General features: G+C 45.6%; 15 protein-coding genes and 8 tRNA genes. 15 read left to right on the forward strand and 8 right to left on the reverse strand.

The genetic code is table 11. From position 1 onward, the window contains the following. Positions 1 to 100: 100 nt before the first annotated feature. Both AC5YB3_RS03695 and gltX read right to left on the reverse strand, forming a co-directional pair. Positions 101 to 176 (reverse strand) — tRNA-Ala (locus AC5YB3_RS03695). A 104-nt stretch (positions 177 to 280) separates the two neighbouring features. After that, entirely contained in the window at positions 281 to 1,705 is a 1,425-nt protein-coding gene (gene gltX / locus AC5YB3_RS03700) for a glutamate--tRNA ligase (RefSeq protein WP_494526585.1), read from the reverse strand. Positions 1,706 to 2,319: 614 nt separating this feature from the next. Between gltX and AC5YB3_RS03705 the strand changes: the two genes are divergently transcribed. From AC5YB3_RS03705 to AC5YB3_RS03765, 13 genes are all read left to right on the forward strand, one after another. Beyond that, positions 2,320 to 2,395, forward strand: a tRNA-Val gene (locus AC5YB3_RS03705). A gap of 74 nt (positions 2,396 to 2,469) precedes the next feature. Continuing rightward, positions 2,470 to 2,545 (forward strand) — tRNA-Val (locus tag AC5YB3_RS03710). A gap of 39 nt (positions 2,546 to 2,584) precedes the next feature. Further along, a tRNA-Val gene (locus AC5YB3_RS03715) sits at positions 2,585 to 2,660 on the forward strand. 48 nt (positions 2,661 to 2,708) lie between these two features. After that, positions 2,709 to 2,784, forward strand: a tRNA-Val gene (locus AC5YB3_RS03720). A gap of 28 nt (positions 2,785 to 2,812) precedes the next feature. After that, positions 2,813 to 2,888: transfer RNA gene (locus tag AC5YB3_RS03725), tRNA-Val, on the forward strand. 28 nt (positions 2,889 to 2,916) lie between these two features. Beyond that, positions 2,917 to 2,992: transfer RNA gene (locus AC5YB3_RS03730), tRNA-Val, on the forward strand. Positions 2,993 to 3,020: 28 nt separating this feature from the next. Next, positions 3,021 to 3,096 (forward strand) — tRNA-Val (locus AC5YB3_RS03735). A gap of 170 nt (positions 3,097 to 3,266) precedes the next feature. After that, positions 3,267 to 3,497 (forward strand): hypothetical protein, encoded by a 231-nt coding sequence (locus AC5YB3_RS03740; RefSeq protein ID WP_006082294.1) that lies wholly within the window; start codon positions 3,267 to 3,269, stop codon positions 3,495 to 3,497. 467 nt (positions 3,498 to 3,964) lie between these two features. Continuing rightward, positions 3,965 to 4,984 (forward strand): TRAP transporter substrate-binding protein, encoded by a 1,020-nt coding sequence (locus AC5YB3_RS03745; protein WP_063884723.1) that lies wholly within the window; start codon positions 3,965 to 3,967, stop codon positions 4,982 to 4,984. Between the two features lie 59 nt (positions 4,985 to 5,043). Then, complete coding sequence (locus AC5YB3_RS03750; protein ID WP_006082296.1) at positions 5,044 to 5,700, forward strand: TRAP transporter small permease; 657 nt, start codon at positions 5,044 to 5,046, stop codon at positions 5,698 to 5,700. Further along, the gene (locus tag AC5YB3_RS03755) at positions 5,700 to 7,097 is read left to right on the forward strand and encodes a TRAP transporter large permease (protein WP_011847220.1); all 1,398 of its coding nucleotides are present in this window, start codon (positions 5,700 to 5,702) and stop codon (positions 7,095 to 7,097) included. Before AC5YB3_RS03750 ends, AC5YB3_RS03755 begins: the two co-directional genes overlap by 1 nt. Before the next feature lie 129 nt (positions 7,098 to 7,226). Continuing rightward, positions 7,227 to 9,023 carry a sensor histidine kinase gene (locus tag AC5YB3_RS03760; protein ID WP_494526586.1) on the forward strand — a complete coding sequence of 599 codons (1,797 nt, stop codon included), beginning with the start codon at positions 7,227 to 7,229 and terminating at the stop codon, positions 9,021 to 9,023. A 4-nt stretch (positions 9,024 to 9,027) separates the two neighbouring features. Further along, the gene (locus AC5YB3_RS03765) at positions 9,028 to 10,407 is read left to right on the forward strand and encodes a sigma-54-dependent transcriptional regulator (RefSeq protein WP_012089626.1); all 1,380 of its coding nucleotides are present in this window, start codon (positions 9,028 to 9,030) and stop codon (positions 10,405 to 10,407) included. A gap of 81 nt (positions 10,408 to 10,488) precedes the next feature. On the opposite strand, the gene AC5YB3_RS03770 is transcribed toward AC5YB3_RS03765, so the two are convergent. Together AC5YB3_RS03770 and AC5YB3_RS03775 are read right to left on the reverse strand one after the other, a co-directional pair. Then, on the reverse strand, positions 10,489 to 10,938 hold the full coding sequence (locus AC5YB3_RS03770) for a DMT family transporter (RefSeq protein ID WP_115334280.1): 450 nt from the start codon (positions 10,936 to 10,938) through the stop codon (positions 10,489 to 10,491). A 9-nt stretch (positions 10,939 to 10,947) separates the two neighbouring features. Further along, a complete protein-coding gene (locus tag AC5YB3_RS03775; RefSeq protein WP_494526587.1) occupies positions 10,948 to 11,382 on the reverse strand; it encodes a DMT family transporter in 435 nt (144 codons plus the stop codon). A 96-nt stretch (positions 11,383 to 11,478) separates the two neighbouring features. On the opposite strand from AC5YB3_RS03775, the gene AC5YB3_RS03780 reads away from it, so the two are divergent. Beyond that, complete coding sequence (locus AC5YB3_RS03780; protein WP_006085514.1) at positions 11,479 to 12,417, forward strand: LysR family transcriptional regulator; 939 nt, start codon at positions 11,479 to 11,481, stop codon at positions 12,415 to 12,417. A gap of 277 nt (positions 12,418 to 12,694) precedes the next feature. Here AC5YB3_RS03780 and AC5YB3_RS03785 read toward each other — a convergent pair whose 3' ends face one another. Next, positions 12,695 to 13,942 (reverse strand): MFS transporter, encoded by a 1,248-nt coding sequence (locus AC5YB3_RS03785; RefSeq protein ID WP_494526588.1) that lies wholly within the window; start codon positions 13,940 to 13,942, stop codon positions 12,695 to 12,697. A gap of 152 nt (positions 13,943 to 14,094) precedes the next feature. On the opposite strand from AC5YB3_RS03785, the gene AC5YB3_RS03790 reads away from it, so the two are divergent. Next, complete coding sequence (locus tag AC5YB3_RS03790) at positions 14,095 to 14,976, forward strand: LysR family transcriptional regulator (protein WP_006082306.1); 882 nt, start codon at positions 14,095 to 14,097, stop codon at positions 14,974 to 14,976. Between the two features lie 97 nt (positions 14,977 to 15,073). Here AC5YB3_RS03790 and AC5YB3_RS03795 read toward each other — a convergent pair whose 3' ends face one another. The 3 genes from AC5YB3_RS03795 to tesB form a co-directional block, all read right to left on the reverse strand. After that, on the reverse strand, positions 15,074 to 18,970 hold the full coding sequence (locus AC5YB3_RS03795; RefSeq protein WP_494526589.1) for a S8 family serine peptidase: 3,897 nt from the start codon (positions 18,968 to 18,970) through the stop codon (positions 15,074 to 15,076). Positions 18,971 to 19,696: 726 nt separating this feature from the next. Next, positions 19,697 to 20,098, reverse strand: a complete 402-nt coding sequence (locus AC5YB3_RS03800; protein ID WP_494526590.1) for a YbaY family lipoprotein — start codon at positions 20,096 to 20,098, stop codon at positions 19,697 to 19,699. Position 20,099: 1 nt separating this feature from the next. After that, positions 20,100 to 20,966 (reverse strand): acyl-CoA thioesterase II, encoded by an 867-nt coding sequence (gene tesB, locus AC5YB3_RS03805; RefSeq protein ID WP_006085518.1) that lies wholly within the window; start codon positions 20,964 to 20,966, stop codon positions 20,100 to 20,102. Between the last annotated feature and the right edge of the window lie 69 nt (positions 20,967 to 21,035).

Raw genomic sequence — 21,035 nt, forward strand, 5'->3', positions numbered from 1 at the left:
TAACATCTACGGTGTCCTAGGCACTCTATTCTAAAGAACGAAGGTAACCTCAGACATATTAATTCGAACTCACGTTCCTGCTTAACATCTGCAGTAAGTTTGGTGGAGCTACACGGGATCGAACCGTGGACCTCTTGCATGCCATGCAAGCGCTCTCCCAGCTGAGCTATAGCCCCAAACTTATTAAACTACATTTAAGTGCACTACAAGCATTTGCTCGTCTGTGTCTCAACTGCGTGGCGCATTCTATGCAGCGCACCTAAAAGTGTCAACTCGTTTTTTAGGAATTTATTCTATCTGCTACAAATTCAATCGCTTTGGATATTCTTTGCTCAGAACGGCTTCTTCCGATTAAAAATAATGTGATATCAAGGCCTGGTGACTGCCCTGCCCCTGTTACAGCGACACGTAAAGGCATACCAACCTTGCCCATACCCACATCTAATTCTGTTGCAGTGTCTTCAATCGCCTGATGGATAGCTTCTACAGTCCAATCAGTTAATGCGGCTAATTTTTGTTGAACCAGTTGCAATGGCTCTAACGCAACACCACGTAAATGCTTTTTCGCTTGGGCTTCATCAAACTCTGCAAAGTCTTCATAGAAATAGCGGCTAGAAGCGGCTAACTCTTTTAGTGTCTTAGCGCGCTCAGCTAATGCAGTAACCACTTCCGCTAATGCTGGGCCGTTTGACAGATCAATTTTTTGATCGTCCATGTGCCATTGTAAGTGTGTCGCCACATATTCTGGGGCAAGACTCTTTATATAGTGTTGGTTCAACCACACCAGTTTATCGGTATTAAAGGCAGAAGCGGCTTTATTGATATCACCGAGCTTAAAGTATTGCTTCATTTCTTCTAAAGAGAAGATCTCTTGATCGCCATGTGACCAACCTAAACGTACTAGGTAGTTCAACAGTGCTTCTGGCAAATAGCCATCGTCACGGTACTGCATTACGCTCACTGCGCCATGACGCTTAGATAATTTCGCGCCATCATCACCGAGAATCATAGAGACGTGAGCATATTCTGGGATCGGCGCCCCTAATGCTTTAAGGATATTGATTTGACGCGGCGTATTGTTGATATGATCTTCACCACGAACCACACAGGTAATTCCCATATCCCAATCGTCAACAACCACACAGAAGTTATAGGTTGGCACACCATCGGTACGGGCGATGATCAAGTCATCTAATGCATCGTTTGAAAATTCAATACGGCCACGAACATGGTCATCAAATACCACTGAACCGCCGATAGGATTTTTGAAGCGCACGACAAATGGCTCATCATGCTCACCCGCTGACAGAACACGAGCAGGTAAGTCACGGCAGCAACCATCGTACTTTTGTGCTTCACCGTTGGCGGCTTGTGCTTCTCTTAACGCATCAATACGCTCACGTGAGCAATAGCATTTATATGCAGTGCCCTTTTCTAACATTTGGGCAATGATTTCGTTATAACGATCAAAACGCTTAGTTTGGTAATACGGGCCCTCGTCCCATGTCAAACCTAACCAGTTCATACCTTCTAAAATCGCATCGCAGGCGGCTTGAGTCGAACGCTCAATATCAGTGTCTTCAATGCGTAATACAAACTCACCGTTATTGGCACGAGCTTGTAACCAAGAATAAAGTGCAGTACGGGCACCACCAACATGTAAGAAACCAGTAGGACTAGGGGCAAAACGCGTCTTAGTTGTCATAATGGGACACTAACCTATATAAAGTCGTCTAGATAAAGACAATCACGATAAAAAAGTGGGCTTATTCTAACAGTCAAAGCAGGCGCTGCAAATGGGACAAGCTCTGCAGTATCACTTATCTAGTAAAATCGTGATGCTAAATCCCCTCCTTATATAGAGAAGCCTATATAAAGGTGCACATATAAAGTGGTGCCACAGCTATCACCCGCAAACCTGCACCCCATTTATCTGACTTAAGACTCATGGATTGATTTCGCTACGCTTAGATCCCAGCCCTACTTTTGCCCCTATCATGCCTTCAGCTATAAATAGTGTGTCTTTGGCGCAACGCCTATACACCGCTATCCACTCAATCTCTAACATCTAATCATTGTGAGTCACTCACACCCTGTCATTTTATCGTCCGAAATGCTCACGAATGACATGAGTCTAGCTATCGCGGCATCCCAAACACCCAAATTGCACGCCATTGACAGGCGAATAAACTAACACTTTGATCGGCGGCGTGATTAGCATTAAGCCAATGCGAACAAAAATAGCGCGACCAATGCTTTTTTCACTAAAAAGCGTTGACACTAGATCGAACCTCCCTATAATACGGCTCCACACAGCGAGGTCGATTAGCTCAGCTGGGAGAGCACCTCCCTTACAAGGAGGGGGTCACTGGTTCGAGCCCAGTATCGACCACCATTGTTTTTATAGATATATTGTTTTTATACATAATTTGTAAAGAAATAATGGCTGTACAAAATAGTTATATCCCAGGTCGCTTAGCTCAGCTGGGAGAGCACCTCCCTTACAAGGAGGGGGTCACTGGTTCGAGCCCAGTAGCGACCACCATATAACTTAATGTGCCTCATTGTGTGAAAGTCATTCCCAGGTCGCTTAGCTCAGCTGGGAGAGCACCTCCCTTACAAGGAGGGGGTCACTGGTTCGAGCCCAGTAGCGACCACCATTCTTCAGTGAATAATGACTTAAAAATTGTGTAATATCAGAATTCCCAGGTCGCTTAGCTCAGCTGGGAGAGCACCTCCCTTACAAGGAGGGGGTCACTGGTTCGAGCCCAGTAGCGACCACCATATTCTGCAATACACAAGTTATATCCCAGGTCGCTTAGCTCAGCTGGGAGAGCACCTCCCTTACAAGGAGGGGGTCACTGGTTCGAGCCCAGTAGCGACCACCATATTTTGCAATACACAAATTATATCCCAGGTCGCTTAGCTCAGCTGGGAGAGCACCTCCCTTACAAGGAGGGGGTCACTGGTTCGAGCCCAGTAGCGACCACCATATTCTGCAATACTCAAGTTACATCCCAGGTCGCTTAGCTCAGCTGGGAGAGCACCTCCCTTACAAGGAGGGGGTCACTGGTTCGAGCCCAGTAGCGACCACCATATTTATCCCCCCAATAAACTTTACCAACACGCTGACTCAACTATGCTTGATCTCAATCAGCGAGTGCTAAATTTTACTCTTTCGCCTTTTATAATCCGTAAAATACCAAGCTCTATCGACACTCAGCCTGATTTCATTCTGCTTTTAGCATTGTTTGGAGATCAACATTATGGCCAGCGTCAGTCAATCCGCTTCTCTTGCCAATATTGCCGCTTATTTAAAGCATACCCACGCTTGCGATGAGCAAACGGCACTCAAGGAAGCACGGGAAGTCATGCATAATCTCGTCAGTATGCGCCAAAAGGGCTTTATTACCGGTTGGTACTTTGACGAACAAGGCCACTTAGAGTTGTTGCCTAGCGATGCGATCCTAAAACGTATCCTTTTAGATGATGATTAACTGCGCCAACTGACTCCTTGTCTTGATTGACGACAAACACCATCGACTTGACCACAATTAACCACACAATCAGCCTACACTGCTTATCCCAAAATAATCCATCACGCATGTTTCAGCGTAGCGCATACTTTTGCGGCATTTTTTGATCTCAAAATAACTAAGTTTGTTTAATAAACCTGCACCGCCAAGGGCTATCTATTTGAGGCAGATCCGCGCCATGGGTGGGTTTCCACCCAAACAGAAAATCACTGTGAGCGAGATCTCACCCACAAAACTAAAAGTGTGACAAACATCAAATGAACTACACTTTAGTAACCAAACACTTACAGAAGTCAGTGTAAGTTGGCGTGGTATTTGCCTTTAGTAAGACAGACCTCAGGGAAATCAAGGCTGTATTCCTACTCAAACTTGGTAACAAACTAACCAAGACTGAGGACAAATCCTAACAACAGAAAAAGGAACTCAAGATGACATTGAATCAACAAACTGGATTGACCCGTCCACTCAAAACCTTAGTCAAAATGCTCGCCGTTGCCTCCGTGTTCGCAACCAGCTTTAACGTATTTGCAGAACCTATTGAAATTAAGTTTTCGCACGTTGTGGCAGAAAATACGCCCAAAGGCCAAATGGCACTTAAGTTTAAAGAACTCGTTGAACAACGTTTACCGGGTGAATACAAGGTCAGTGTATTTCCTAACTCACAGTTATTTGGGGATAACAACGAGTTAGCGGCACTACTGTTAAACGACGTGCAATTTGTTGCGCCGTCACTCTCAAAATTTGAACGTTACACTAAACGCCTACAAGTATTCGATTTACCTTTCCTCTTCAATGATATGGATGCGGTAAACCGTTTCCAACAAGGTGAAGCAGGTCAAACACTGCTGAACTCTATGACCCGTAAAGGGATTGTAGGTCTAGGCTATTTACACAATGGTCTGAAACAGTTCTCGGCTAACACGCCACTTAAAAATCCTGCTGATGCAAAGGGCTTGAAGTTCCGCGTAATGGCGTCTGATGTTTTGGCGGCTCAATTTGATGCTGTCGGCGCTATTCCAGTGAAAAAACCTTTCTCTGAAGTATTTACCCTGCTGCAAACCCGCGCTATCGATGGTCAAGAAAACACATGGTCAAATACTTACTCACAAAAGTTCTATGAAGTGCAAAGCCAAATCACTGAAAGTAACCACGGTGTGCTCGACTATATGGTCGTGACCTCTGACACTTTCTGGAAAGGCTTACCCGCTGATAAACGTAAGATCATCAAAGAAGCATTAGATGAATCTATCGCATTAGGTAACAAAATTGCCGCTGAGAAAGATAACCAAGACAAACAGTTAATCCTAGATTCTAAACGTTCACAGTTAGTGACTTTAACGCCTGCTGAACGTCAAAAATGGGTCGATGTGATGAAACCAGTTTGGGCTAAGTTTGAAGATCAAATCGGTAAAGATGTGATTGAAGCTGCTGTAGCTGCAAATAAATAATAATGATGATAGCCGCTTAATCTCAACCGAGGTTAAGCGGCCATTTCAGCGAGGGGATTATGGCTGTGATATCGCGAATATTTGGTTATTTTGAAGAAGGTGTGCTCAATTTATTGATCACTCTGATGACGTTGTTAGTGTTTTCAGAAGTCGTCGCACGATTCTTCTTCAATACGGGTTTTCTGTGGATCCAAGAACTCACACTGACCTTTTGCGGTTGGTTTGTGTTGTTTGGTATGTCTTATGGGGTAAAAGTTGGCGCGCACATTGGTGTCGATGCCTTCGTTAAAAACTTAGCGCCTCGGGCCAAAAAGATAACGTCCCTCGTTACCGCCTTTGTCTGTATTGTCTATTGCGGACTCTTTTTAAAAGGCAGTTGGGATTACTTAAGCCAGATGTATCAAATTGGTGTGCCTATGGAAGATATTAATTTCCCCCAATTTTTCTTAAAAAGCCTCGATCCAGACTTTGCTTGGAACACCTTAAGGATTGATGTTGAAGATGGCGCGGTACCAATTTGGTTATCCCAGAGCATCTTGATCATTGGTTTTTCGATGTTGACTTGGCGATTCGCCGAACTCTTTATTGCCATCCTACGTGACCAAGTCACTGGCTTCCAATTTGCCGATGAAGCGAAAGAAAGTATGCATTTAATCGATGAAAGCGTTAAAAACGCCAATGAAGAACCCGTCTCTGACGAAAAGGAGACTAAATAATGGCGATTGCAACCCTATTTACCGCTCTATTAGTGTGTATGTTTCTCGGTATGCCTATCGCTATCGCGTTAGGTTTTTCCAGCATGCTCACCATTTTGTTTTTCTCGAATGACTCCTTAGCCTCAGTGGCACTCAAACTGTATGAGTCTTCATCGGAGCATTACACTCTACTCGCTATCCCCTTCTTTATTCTGTCATCCGCCTTCCTCTCAACCGGTGGCGTCGCGAGACGGATTATCGATTTTGCCATGGACAGTATTGGACATGTCCGTGGTGGATTAGCGATGGCATCTGTTATGGCCTGTATGCTGTTTGCGGCGGTTTCAGGCTCATCACCCGCAACCGTAGCGGCAATTGGTTCAATCGTGATTGTGGGCATGGTTAAAGCGGGTTATCCCGAGAAGTTTGCGGCGGGGGTTATCACCACCTCAGGCACACTTGGTATTTTGATCCCACCGTCCATTGTGATGTTGGTGTATGCGGCAGCGACCGAAGTGTCCGCAGCAAGAATGTTTATGGCAGGTTTAATCCCAGGCTTAATGATGGGATTAATCCTGATGATCGTTATCTACATTGTCGCCCGCTTTAAGAACCTGCCTTCGCGTCCTTTCCCAGGCTTTAAACAACTGGGGATTTCAAGCGCCAAAGCTTTGGGTGGATTAGCACTCATCCTTATCGTACTCGGCTCTATCTATGGCGGCGTTGCGAGCCCGACTGAAGCTTCGGCTGTGGCTTGTATGTATGCGTACTTTATTGCGGTATTTGGTTACCGTGACATTGGGCCATTAAAAGAGGTGGCTTGGCGCAATCAAGGTGAAAGCTTACCTAAAGCCGCTGCACGTAACTTAGGTCACATGTTCCTAGGGCTAATTAAAACGCCTATCGACAAAGACATACGTAACGTAGTGCGTGATGGTGCTAAGGTCAGTATCATGCTGCTGTTTATCATAGCTAACGCTATGTTGTTCGCGCATGTATTAACCACTGAGCGTATTCCACATATTATCGCTGAGCATATCGTTAACATGGGCTTACCCGCTTGGGGCTTCCTGATCATCGTTAACTTACTGCTACTTGCTGCTGGTAACTTTATGGAGCCATCGGCAATTGTACTGATTATGGCGCCGATCCTCTTCCCTATCGCGACTCACTTAGGCATAGATCCTATTCACTTAGGTATCATCATGGTGGTGAACATGGAGATAGGTATGCTCACGCCGCCGGTGGGGCTCAACCTCTTTGTTACCGCGGGGATCACGGGTAAGAGTATTGGTTGGGTCATCCAGTCGGTTCTGCCTTGGTTACTGTTGATGTTAGCCTTCTTAACCTTGATCACTTACGTGCCACAGATTTCGCTCTTCTTACCAGAATGGTTGGATTCGATGCGTGGTTATTAATCTACAATGCAAGGTTGTGAGATTACCCCTTGATTACAGTTAGTTTTTAAGCGAGCCTAGTCAGGCTCGCTTTGTTTTATGATCCACAGTCTCAGTGATTGATACCGTCGCTTTATCAGGATAGCCACCATGTTGCCCATGACGCCTAAGGCCAAGAAACGCCTCTTTCTCACTGTAGTGTTACTTGCAGGCCTATTTGCAACGCTCAAACTGACCTATTGGATGCATTTGCATCAAGGTAAAATCGAGATCCAAACCCAATCGGAGAAACAACTGAAGGAGTTAGTCAGCTTTCTCGATGGTGCATTATCGCGCTACGAAAGCATTCCCCACGTGCTCTCGACTAACCCTATGCTCGCCAATGTACTGAACGATCAACAAAACCCCGATAAAGTCCAAGAACTTAATTTATATCTCGAAGAAATCCAGCATGTCACTGAGGCGTCCGATATCTATCTGATTGATGCCTTAGGGATTGCGATTGCCGCCAGTAACTGGCAACAAAGTTTCTCCTTTATTGGCAAGGATTATTCCTTTAGACCCTATTACACCGATGCTATTTCGGGCAATCTAGGCCGTTATTATGCCGTGGGCACCAGCTCAGATAAGCGTGGGTTTTACTTTTCTTACCCTATTTATCAGCAAGGCGGCAAAGGCATACTCGGCGCTATCATAGTCAAAGTGGACATTAGCGGTATCGAGCAGCAAAGCACGAGCATTGCCATTGCGGGTCAATACCAATTCCTTATCAGCGACCCTGAAGACATTGTTTTTATCTCTAGCGTTGATGAGTGGCGGTTAAAGTCACTCACTCCACTTACCCAAGCCAAACAATATGCGCTTAATGCATCAAAGCGTTATGCAGAACGCCCCATAGGCGAACTATTAATGAAGCCGCCCTATGAGAGTGGCAGCCAAGCCATGCTCTACCAATTGCAAACGGGCAGAGATCATGAGCAATACATGGATAATCATCAGTTGATGGCCAAAGCTGGCTGGCGGGTGCACATCTTAGCGCCCATCAAACCCTTGCTGTCGTCTTTACCTGCATTGATGTTACTGTCAGCCAGCATTTATCTGTTGCTGGCGCTCAGCATCTTGTTTAGTGCCGAGCGTCGCCGAAACCTACAGCGCATGCAGCTGGCACAAAGCCTGTTAGAACAACGCGTAGAAGAACGAACTCAAGACTTGCAGCAGGCGAACCATCAGCTTAAAGACACTCAGGATGAACTCATCCAAGCGGCAAAACTGACAGTGATCGGCAGTTTATCCGCCAGCATTAATCATGAGCTTAATCAGCCGCTTGCAGCACTGCGCAGCTACGCCCAAAATACTCAAACCTTTCTAGCCCGTAATATGCAAGATAAGGCACTGGATAATATCAAGATTATTATTGAACTGACCGATAGATTGGCCGATATTGTCGGCCAATTTAAAAGCTTCACTCGCAAGAGCCAAGGCACGGATAGCGCTACCGATATTGGCCGCTGTATCAAACAAGCGCTGACCATAGTTCAGCCCGCAATAGACAAGCAAGGCGTTGAACTCGATGTGCAGCTACCCAATGGCAACTATCAGGTTTGGGGCGATAAAGTCCGATTACAGCAAGTGTTTGTCAATATCATGAGCAACGCCATTGTCGCTATGCAACAATCGGTTAAACGCAGCTTGGTCATCCGCGTGACCAGTGAAGATAAGTTCTGCATCAGCATCCAAGATTCAGGCCCAGGCGTGCGCGAAAGCCAAATGGAAAAAATATTCGAACCTTACTTTACCACCAACGAGCGCCACGGACTGGGGCTGGGCTTATCGATTTCACAGCGTATTATCGAATCCATGCAAGGCCAAATTAACGTTGCCAATGCCGAAGAGGGTGGCGCCATTTTCCAGATTATTTTACCTATTTATTTGCTTGAGGAACGTTAGTCTCATGAGTGTGCCCAATTCAATCCAAGATTATTCTGTTCTCATCATCGACGATGAGCCGCACATAGGCACAGTTCTCGTTCAGCTATTTGAACTTGAGGGCATTAAGGCGCTCGCCACCACAGAGCCTAAAGGGATTGCTAAACTCCTGCATAAGGATTGGGCGGGAATGGTGATATCGGATGTCAACATGCCGCAATTAGATGGCATCAGCTTAATGCAACAAATCCGCCTGCAGGACCCCGACCTCCCCGTTGTGTTATTGACAGGTTTTGGGGATATCGCCATGGCAGTCAATGCCTTAAAGCAAGGTGCCTACGACTTTCTCGAAAAGCCCTTTAATAACGAGCATATACTCGATGTGGTCAAGCGCGCCTTAGATAAACGCGGCCTGACCCTAGAGAACCGTAAGCTTAAAAAGGATCTCGAAAGTCAGAGCGTACCAGGCCCTCGCATTTTGGGTAACAGCGTCGGCATCAACCGCATGCGCCACATCATAGATCAAGTGATAGACACCCCAGCTGATGTGTTAATCGAAGGCGAAACAGGCACAGGTAAAGAGCTCGTCGCCCGCTATTTACACGATCACAGCAGCCGCAGCCAAGCCAACTTTGTCGCCATCAACTGTGGGGCGATCCCCGAAAACTTAATTGAAAGTGAGCTCTTTGGCGCCGAAGCAGGTGCCTTTACCGGCGTCGATAAGATGCGCATTGGTAAGTTTGAATACGCCAACGGCGGCACATTATTTTTAGATGAAATTGAAAGTACACCACTGTCGCTGCAAGTAAAACTGCTGCGGGTACTTGAAGACCGTAAAGTTGAACGCTTAGGGTCAAACAAAAGCATCAGCCTTGATATACGGGTAATTGCCGCCACTAAGGTGGATTTAAAGAGCCTGTGTGACACGGGGGAGTTTCGCCAAGACTTGTTGTATCGCTTAAATCTGGTGACTGTGCCTATCCCTCCCCTGCGGGATCGCCGTGAAGATATTCCTTTGCTGTTCCTGCACTTTGCCCGCGTCGCATCGGCACGCTATCACAAAGCGCTTATCGCCTTAAATGCCGAGCAAAATGCCATACTCACCTCCCACGACTGGCCGGGCAACGTGCGTGAGTTACGTAATCTCGCCGAACGCTTTGTGCTGCTGGGCGGAGAAGCCGCCTTTGCTGGCACTTTGGGCAACACCCCAAGCCTGCACTCGAGTATGTCCTTACTACAACGAGTCGAGTTTTTTGAAAGGGTATTGATTGAAGAAGCGCTCAGCCACAACAAGGGCAGCATTAAGCAAACGATGGAGCAGCTGGAACTGCCCCGTAAAACCCTCTACGACAAAATGCGAAAATACGATTTAGACCGCAAGCAATACATTAACTCCGATGACTAGCTCATTTCGCTGACAAAAAAGTGCGAACCCAGCTTAGGCTGGGTTCGCTATCACAGCATAAAAATGAGTCTGAATCATCTATTACGCCGATGTTTTATTACTTGAATGTATAAAATAAAGTGCGATCGCCAAACAGATCACGGCTGCGATTCGACTTGTAGAAAAGTGAATCGTTTCATTGCCAAACCAGCCAAAATTATCAATCAACATACTCATTAGTAGCTGTCCAAAAATAACAGCCACGGTTGCGACAGCTGTACCTATCCGCTGAACGGCTAACACCATGATAACGATATAAGGCACGCCACACATTGCACCTAATAACTGCCATTTAGGCACATCCAACAGTGTCACTGCTTGAGGTGGTTCAAAATAAAAAATCAACAATCCAGTGATCAAGGCTCCAGTCGAAAAAGTTAAAAATGCACTGCGAAACACCCCCACTTTACTCCCCAGCTGTCCATTTATCGCCGCTTGCATACTCAAGGTTGCCCCGCCAATCACAGCCAACATAATCATAATCAATGTCATAACTCGCCCTTAACTTTGCGCCATCAGCACTAATGCTGCGACGATAAATAGCAGTGCCACAATACGTTTGGTATCAATTCGTCTATGCGCTGTACTAAATAAACCGTAGTGGTCAATCAACAAACTCTTCGCAACTTGGCCTGCTAAAATACCGATCATTGTCATAGCAATCCCAATTGCTGGGGTTGCGATCGTGAGTATCACCACGTAAATAGGGCCCAGCACGCCGCCCGTTAATGTCCAAGAGGGTTGCGCGAAAAATGAGGGACTATTTCGAGGACTGAAAAACAGCATCAAGATAAAGGTGAGTGCTGCGCCGACACCGAAAATGCTAAAGGTTGCCCATAACTCCCCGACTTCAGCACCTAAAGGTCCTAGGAGGCCCGCTTCAACGGATAATCCCGCCCCTCCTAGCACAACAAAAAAAATCATTAAAAACTGCATACATAAGCTCCTGTGATTAAGGGCAGCAAGAGTACCCTAGTCGATAAAACCAATAAATGAGACAATGCAGGAAACACCTGTGCAGAATTTGCAAAAATGAATGATATAAACTCAATCAACATGCGAGCGTTAAAGTTTTTTATCGGCGTTTATGACAGCAAAAGCTATTCTGTTGTGGCTCGAAAGGAAGGCGTCTCTCCCTCGATGATTTCCAGAGTCATCAGCCAACTAGAAGATTCTCTGGGACAGCAGCTGTTTTATCGAAATACCAGGGCAATCATACCCACGGAATCGGGTAGGATTTTCATTGAATATGCGCGTTCCATGGCAGATCAACTGAATGAAGTCCGCAATGAATTATTAGATAGGACGATAGAACCTAAGGGATTGATCAGAATTAATGCCCCGGTTTTTTTCGGCCAGCGACATATTGCGCCTTGGTTAGCGGGTTTTTTAAGGCGATATCCGCAGGTACAAGTGGAGCTCACACAAACAGACGATTATATCGACCCGCATGTTAGTGCCGCCGATATTATCTTTCGTATTGGCACTTTGGTTGATTCATCACTCCACTCAAGAATACTGGGAAGCCAAACCTATCATCTTGCGGCGTCCAAAGCGTATATAGCACTGCATGGCATGCCCACTGAACCCGCCGATCTCAAAAACCATCAATGCTTAGTCTATAGCGGATCTTCGGGTCAAAATCGCTGGTTTTTTAACAAGAACAAGACGACATGGCTGCATCAGCCTATCACCCCAATCCTCACCTCAAATAATGCGGAAACATTACTCATAGCTGCATTAAATGATATGGGAATCGTCCTCTTTCCTGACTGGTTAATCGGTGACTCTCTTAAAAATGGACAACTTATTTCATTGCTCACGGACTGCGAATCAGCAATAAAAATTGATCAGCATTACATTACTGCCATTTATCCAAACTCCCGCACTCCCTCATTGAATGTCCGCGCTGTGATTGACTACTTTCTAGAGGTGTATGGCAATCCGCCCTATTGGAAATATCAAGGTTAGTGAATCGCTGTACTTAAGCTGCAACAAATACATTAAATCGGGCACTTAATGGGTGAGCTTAAATATCGACCATAAGACTCAAGGCATGAACCTCAGCCCCAAATTTAGCATAGCCAGTCAGGTTTGCAGGTTTGAGTCAACTTATTAAAAGACCCACACCAAAAATAAAGGCCAACGGTTGATGTTGGCCTTTATTCATTTGATTTAATCACTTCATATAATAGCTTAGCGACTTCGTTTACGTTTCTTGCTTTAACAACAATAGCCCTGTCAAAGCCTATGCAAGCGCACGAACGTCATTGGCTTGATGGTAATGTAAACGGGTGATGGCCAAGGCAATCAAGGCCAGTAAGGTTAACGACCCCATAACCACACCGCGCCACTGCGCCTCATGCCAGAACATCATCAAATAAGGGCCGCCAATCGCCGCACCTAAGTAGTAACAGCATAAATACAGTGATGTCGCCTTAGCCCGATCGCGACTGGCGCGCATCGCGACAAAGGAATTACAGCAACTGTGGGTAAGGAAGAAGCCACAAGCCGTCATCAAAAAACCTAAGCTAATGGTTAAAGTGGTATCAAACAGGGTCAGTAAACTGCCGAGCAACATCACGCACCAAGACCACTGATATAACTTATGTTGGCCAAATTTGGCGAGCCATTTCGCGGTGAAATACGACGCAATAGTGCCGCTGGAATAACACAGAAAAATCAAGGTTGCTTGAAAGCGACTCCATTCATAGGGCGCCGCCATCAAATGCAGCTGAATAAAGCTAAATTGATTCACCATCATCATAAAGGTTAAGCCGCCAATCGCGTAGACCAAGCGCATTTGTGCATCGGTGAGATGATGGCTAAAGCCATGAAGATCTTGGGCTAAACGGGCGCGTTTTGATAAAGAGGGCTCAGTTTTACTCTTTGACATGGCCTGCGCATCGGCAAGTGAAGGCAGCAAATAGTTCACTAAAGCCACGCCCGCTAAGGTGACTAAAAACAACAGCCACATGGATTCTTGCCAAGATAAAAACTGCGACATAACGCCACCGAGCAAACGGCCAACAATGCCACCAATGCTGTTTGCCATAATGTAAATGCCCGCGGCTTTGAGCATAGTGCTCGGTGACAACTGCTCCTTAAAGTACGCCATAGCAATCGCTGGCACGGCAGCGAGTAATGCACCTTGCAGCAATCGCACTAGCACTAACCCGTTAAAGTCCGGTGCCCAAATCAACAATAAGTTAGATAACGCCAACAACCACAGGCTGACAATGATCGGCGTGTGTCGACCGATACGATCTGACAGTACCGCATACAAGAGCAATGAAAAGGCCAAGGAAAAACTGGTTACCGACAGGATTAACGTCGCTTTAGACCCTGATACCGTAAAATGCTCCGCAATTAGCGGCAGCATGCCTTGCATCAGATACAAGTTGATATACACCACCACAGAGGCAACACATAGCGCCCACATCAGTCGGGTATCACGCTGTTTATGATCAATCATAGTATCTAACACGGCTTGCACAGGAGCCTCGACAAAGCATCACTCATAGGATAGACAAAGGTTATCACTGGGCATAACATAACAATAATAGATAATATCTATCGCTATCATTGATTTTTGTTATAGCCACAACGCACCGACCTTGCCACTATTCAACAGTATGGGCCCGATTGATGGATATCCGCCAACTCAAACATTTAGATGCCCTTGCCAGTACTGGCAGCTTTACCGCCGCAGCCAAGAAACTGAATATGGCTCAACCGGCGTTAAGCCAAAGTATCAAGCGCTTAGAAGTCGCACTCGGCGTGACTTTAGTCAATCGTACGAGCAACAAGAATGACAAGCTGCTCGCACTTACGGCCGAAGGATTAGTCCTACATCAACATGCCACTTTGATCCTGAAACAGATTAAGCAGGCCGAAGCGCAAATCCGCGCCATGGCCAATCTCACCTCGGGGGAAGTCCGCATTGCCGTACCGGGCATGCTGGGATCTTTCTACCTGCCCTCGCGCTTAATGGCTTTTCGGCATAAATACCCCGAGTTAAAACTATCGCTGTTTGAAGGCGGGACGCGCGACGCACTGCGTATGTTGCAACAGGAAGAAGTGGATATTGCGATCATTACCGCCCAAGACCTACAACCCGAATTTGATAGTCAGCTGTTGATCCGTGAGCAAATGGTGATCGCTATGGGAGCCGAACATCCTTTAGCGGAACATAACGCCGTCAGTCTCAATGACTTTTTCGACCATGAATTAGTGATGTTCAAGACAGGTTATTTCCACCGCGAGTGGATCTTATCGCAAGCCAAGGATCTGGGGAAAAAGCCCAATGTCGCCTTCGAGACTAATCTGATCAACCTTATCAAACAGATTGTTTCCCAAGGATTTGGGATCACCAGCGTGCTCGAAATGGCAATCAGCTCAAAAGATGACATTTTAGCTAAACCCTTCGATCCACCAGTATTTTTGAACCTGCATATCGCATGGAAAAAACAACGCCCCGTCAGTCAAGCAGACCGTGCCTTTGTCGATTTTTTGATGAGTAATCGCTAACCTCAATCGATTAAAACAAAAAGGGCTGATATCAATATCAGCCCTTCTCTTTTTACTATTAAATTACTGTTAAACCTCTCGATATAACCCTGAGCGATTAGCCTTGTTTACGACGACCAAAGGCAAATGGTAGCAATAACAAGCTTAACCAACCTAATGAACCACCATCATCTTTCTTAGCTGGTGTTTCAGTCACAGACACAGACACGACACTTGAATCTTTGTTGCCATGGTTGTCCGCTACAGTAAGTTGGAATGACACTGTTTGAGCTGTACCACTCACTTCTGGCGCCACTAGATTAAGCTTGGCTGCATTAGCGTCGAAGTTAAAGCTCGCGCCGCCTAACTGAGTCCATTTGTAGGTTAATGGATCATTGTTGGCATCGGATGACTTGCTCGCATCGATAAACAGTGGTTTACCTTCTTGAACAGACACCGGTGCTTCAATCACTGCCACTGGCGCTACTTCTGGAACATCAAATTGATATTCTTGCTTCAAGACTTCAGCCGAGTCGTTGTTCACTTTGTTGGTCAAAGTCACAAGGTTGTCTTGGCTTGCCTTACGTGGCACTAAGTCAAACGTCACATCTTGCGCCGCGGCACCAGAGGCCATCTCGATAGTCCAAGTGATCTTATTGCCCACTTGCGTACCTTGATGGCTGATATTAGCCACTTCATGACCTTCTGGTAATAACGCTTCTAAGGTGTAAACGCGGGTTTCTTGCGTTTTGTTCGCTTCGACACGGGTCTTCATCATTTTAGCGGCGCCTGGCGTTAACTCGCCAGAAACAGTGCTACCTAGAGGCGGTAAAACATCATCACTGACGCGCTCAAATATAACCGGAATTTTAACCGGTGCGACTTTGTCATCAGTAGTGGTCAGAGTCAGCATAGCCAAGCCAGCATCGCCCACTAACATCGCTTGTTTCCACGCTAAGTTGACATTGAAATCTTTATGATCACCGGTAAGATTTGCCGTTAAGTTATCACCCGCTTCATCGTATAAGGTCACTTGTTTCAAACTAAAAGCATCATCCGCATCGGCTGCAGATGCCTGATAGTTTTGTATCACGACAATATACTCACCTTTCACTGGGTCCTTAATAGACACACTTTCTTTTGAACCACCAAACGCAGAAGATGCCGCGATAGAAAGCTTACTACCATCTTTCTTATCGAGTATCACAAACATGTCTAAGTCAGGAGACGTGGTATTACCGATTGATGCATTGAAATATAACGCTTTGTCTTCAACGTTAAAGCTAAATACTTTTACGCCATCGGCTAAATCATCAAATGCACTATCGGTATTTGAATCCTGTTTCACACTTGATTCATAAGTAGCACTTAACTTAAGTTCAGTCACTGTCGCCGCAACACCCGGTAGATCAATTGCTTTCAAGTGAGCCAAATTGCGCTCATCGGCATCACGTGAGGCTGAAACATTAACAACCGCAGGTAAGTCGCGTTTAGCAATCTTAGCAACGATCGGCATGTTAGCCGTTGGGAAGGCTTCCGAAGCTAATACTAAGTTACCAAAGCCCCAACTTGCACCTACGTCAGTCACATCCGCTGTCACTGTGATAGTTTGGCTCTCACCTTTTTTCAGGTTGAAGCTTTCTGGCGTCACAGTTAACGCGAACTTATCGGTTGCGGAAACACCTTTTGCTGTCCAGCTACCGTCAGCCGTTGCAGTGACAGTACGTGTCCAAGTACAAGTATCGATACAACGTGAATCAGCCATGCTTGGAATGTTTAACTTACGTGGATCGCCACCTGTTGTAGGGTTAGCAATCTCGTAGTTTAAGGCACTTTCATCCATCACTAAGCCAGATTTAGCCGCTAAATCCACACGAATACGGCCTGCGCCTACGTCAAACGGATCTGCAACAGTTTTGCCATCAGCCTTTTTCATCGCTTGGGCTGTCGTTGCTGTCATCATTAGCGCAGAACGAATGTTATCTGGGGTCCAATCCTTATGCAGTGATTTAAGTAACGCGCCAGCACCGGCAACGTGAGGACTCGCCATCGAAGTACCTGACATCAACGTGAAATCAGCAGGATCAGTCCCCGCCTTATCATGGCCGAATTGTTGATCTGAATAAGCAGCATAGATATCACTACCCGGTGCAGCAACATAAGGCACCAGTACATCGTTAGTCAGGTTAGGTCCAATCAATGAGCTGGCTGATAAAACATCCGCTTCTTTACTGATGACTTTAGGGGTTGGAGACAGCGTGATTTCAAGCGCTGGATTTGCCGCCATAGCAGCAATCAGTTCTAAGCCATCGATATCGCCAATAAATACTGCTGGAATATCCAATTTATCTAGCCCAGACATGGTCAGACGCGCATTATTTTCACCATCTCTATTGAAAACAATCACACCCTTAGCGCCAGCTTTCATCGCCGCAGCGACTTTAATATCGAATGAACAACCACCGCGTCTTAAAACCGCGATCTTGTCTTTAAAAGCATCCGCAGCGAATGGTTTACAGGCTTCAAAATTAGCGGCATCGATTGTGCCAGCATAAACAGGTACACCTTTGAGCACTTCAGTTTGAACCGGGCCAGAGCCAGCAGTGTAGTGGTAGTTTTTACCATTAAATTCAACGGCGCGAACTATGTCGCGATTGTGGGTCGAGTTAGCAACCGAAGTATACCAAGGCGCATTTTTAGGCGTTGAGTAAGGTGTTTGATTAATAGCAGGGCTAGTATTTGTCGCGGCACGTGTGTTACCCGCAGCAACGGCAGCAAAAATACCCGCATTACGTGCAGCTAAGAAACCTTGCTCTGTTGCACTATTCCACGGATTTCCACCACCGCTGATTGAAAAGTTAATCACATCGACGCCATCTTTGATTGCATCGTCTAACGCTTTTAAAATAGGTGCGGTCGGGCAGCCAGAATAAGTGTCGCCCGCATTACCCGGATTACAGATTTGATAAGCTATGATGTTTGCATGTGGTGCAACACCTGAGATTTGCGCAAATTCAAGACCCGTCGCAATACCATCACCTTCTAACTTACCCGTTTCACCTTGCACATAAGGGACATTCACTAAAATGTTACCCGCTGCTGTACTGGCAACGTGCGAACCGTGTCCGCCGTAATCCTCACCATTTTTTGCCGGCGGGGTGTCACCATACACTTTTACGTCATCAAAGTTATTGGTGATTTCTGGATAGCTACGGACACCGATCAGTTTGTCGTTACACATGCTGGCGAAATCAGTTTTACAGTCACCAATATAGATGCCTTGACCTAATGGGTTAGTGTGGTCATAACCATCTTGGCCAACATCCGCAAATGAAGCATGGTCAGAGTTAATGCCTGAGTCGATAATACCGACGATCACGCCTTCACCCATGGCTTTCGTGCCCGTTGCACTGCCATCCCATACATTTGGAGAACCGATAAGCGCTTGGCTGACGTCGGTTTCCATTTGTTCCATGCGCTCGCGCTCAACAAACGCAACCTCAGGTAACTCAGCCATTTTCTTCGCTTGAGCTTGAGTCATGCGAACCGCCATACCGTTTAACGCATACTGATAGGTCGTTAATGGCTGCAGATTGGTGCCAATAGCCGCACTTGCGTTAGCTAGAAATCGGTTTTGTTTGACTTTTAAATAGCTAACATAGCTTTTGACTTCAGGTCTTGAAGCATCAAGTTTGCCATTCACCGCGACTTTTGAAGTGCCACTTGTCTGCACTCTCTGTGAGCTCGTCGCTTTAAAGCCAGGAGTCGTTCCTTGATAATTAGCGACTGAACTGTCGCGTAAACGAACGATATAAGTAAATTCACCCTCGCCTAAATCCGCTTCTGGTACAAACTTAACTTCAGCCCCGGCAGCATTACCGCGTAATGATGTGGCTTGTAGTTCACTTGGAATATCTAACTGCAAGGTTTCACCCGTAGGTGATAAAACGGTTTGCGCATTTGCCGCCGACGATAGCAGCGCCATAGACACTGCTAGTGCTATTTTAGTTTTCATTGTGACTTCCCTAATTCTTATAAGTTGTATGATTTATAAAACTCAGGTTGGTGGCATGAACACACTGCAACAACCAAGAACGTCACCTGTAACTGACATTTTTTATGAATAACCATTCAATTTACTGTGATGATGATCACTGAGTTTTATCGCGACAATTTGTAACACGCAAAGATACAAATTAAAACATCAAGTTAACAGAACGTTATTCAGTAAATCGTATATCAGCTTCTATTTATCTTAAAAAAGAGAAATAGATTGTTTCGCAGGTTGAATAGCAGGTAAATTAAAGCTCATAAACAAAAGTCAAAAATCTGATTAGTTATTTTAAATCAGCACCTTAATTCTAAACTTTAAATGTTAGAGCACCAAGATAGTGCGCACAAAAAACAGAACGAGTGACCGTAAAAATATTATTACTCGTAAAAAACATCCGTTACAAAATAAACATTTACGAAAATAAAACTAAACACAAATTAAATCTCCCTTTAACCATATTTAAACAAAATCAGTAGGAATGCCATTTTTACAAAATGGCACTCCTTATAAATAGAGACTAACTTATGCATTAATATTCTTAGCTCTGTGTAAAGCAAAATCATATTTGATTTTACATTTACAGCATGAATACCCGAATATTAACCAAAAAAAGCCCTTGCAATATAAATTGAAAGGGCTACATCTTCAGCAATACAAAAATGATGCGCAGGCAATAATTAGGAGTGATTAATTCGCCATGACCGCCTTCATTAACACTTCTGTCGTGAACTTATCATTATTGACGACAGGGAACCTGTCATAGGTTTGGAAGATCACTTGGTCTTGGAACTTGATCATCGCCACTACGCCATATTGGATACTCTTATCGATCGATTTTGCAGGCAGCGTAAATTTAAACGGCACTGGCGCTCTGGCGATATTAAAGGTTTTCTGTGCGACGATAATACCCGGGGTACTCAAATCAATGATTGCAATGGTGATTTGGCAACCTTGAGGCAAGGGAATTTTCTCTAAATAACCCGCTGCGCCATTGATGATAATCGGGGGTTCAGGTTTCACCGTCACGCAGCCATTAAGTAGAATTGCCATGAGCGATAACAATACAAACGACTTTATTTTCAGATACATATTAACGTCCTTTTACCATGCGGATCAGGCCTTCTTGGGTAGAAGAAGCCACTAATTCACCTTGTTGATTAAAAAACTGCCCTCTGACGTAACCTCTGCCACCGCTGGCATTGGGGCTATCAATACTGTAAAGCAACCACTCTCCCATATTAATCGGGCGATGGAACCACATAGCATGATCTATCGTCGCCATGCGCACTCCAGGACTTAAAAACGACACGCCGTGGGGCTGAGCCGCTGTCACGAGAAAGTTAAAGTCCGAGGCATAGGCGAGTAAATATTCATGAATATGGGCGTCATTTGGCATGGGACCATTGGCCCTCATCCACACATGACGGTACGGCTCAGTTTCTTTGGGCGCAAAGGGATGTAATGGATTAACCAGTCGCATCTCAATGGGCGCATCGGCCATAAACTTTTCGAGTATGCTCGGCGGCACTTTATCTCGCATCGTTAGTGCTAATTCCTGCTGATTCAATAAACCCTCAGGTCCAGGTACTTGCGGCATCATCGCTTGATGACTAAATCCTTCTTCAGGTTCTTGGAAGGAACAGGTCATGTGGAAAATCGGTCGACCTTTTTGAATTGCACTCACGCGGCGGGCACTAAAACTGCCGCCATCTCGCATATTTTCGACTTCATACACAATCGGCAACTTCTCGTCACCGGCACGTAAAAAGTAAGAGTGTAATGAGTGGACCTTACGCTCAGCGGGGACGGTTTGTTTAGCGGCGCTCAGCGCTTGCCCCATCACTTGACCACCAAACACATGCCCAAATCCCAGATCTTGGCTCTGACCACGAAAGAGGCCGATTTCAATTTGCTCAAGGGAAAGTAATGATAAAAGATCGTCTAATACCTGACTCATGGGATCCTACTGCATAATTAGCCATTAATGCTAAAGGGTAACTCAGTTCGCCTTAAGCTGACCAGTCTT

The sequence above is a fragment of the Shewanella sp. 1311 genome, from assembly GCF_059338235.1.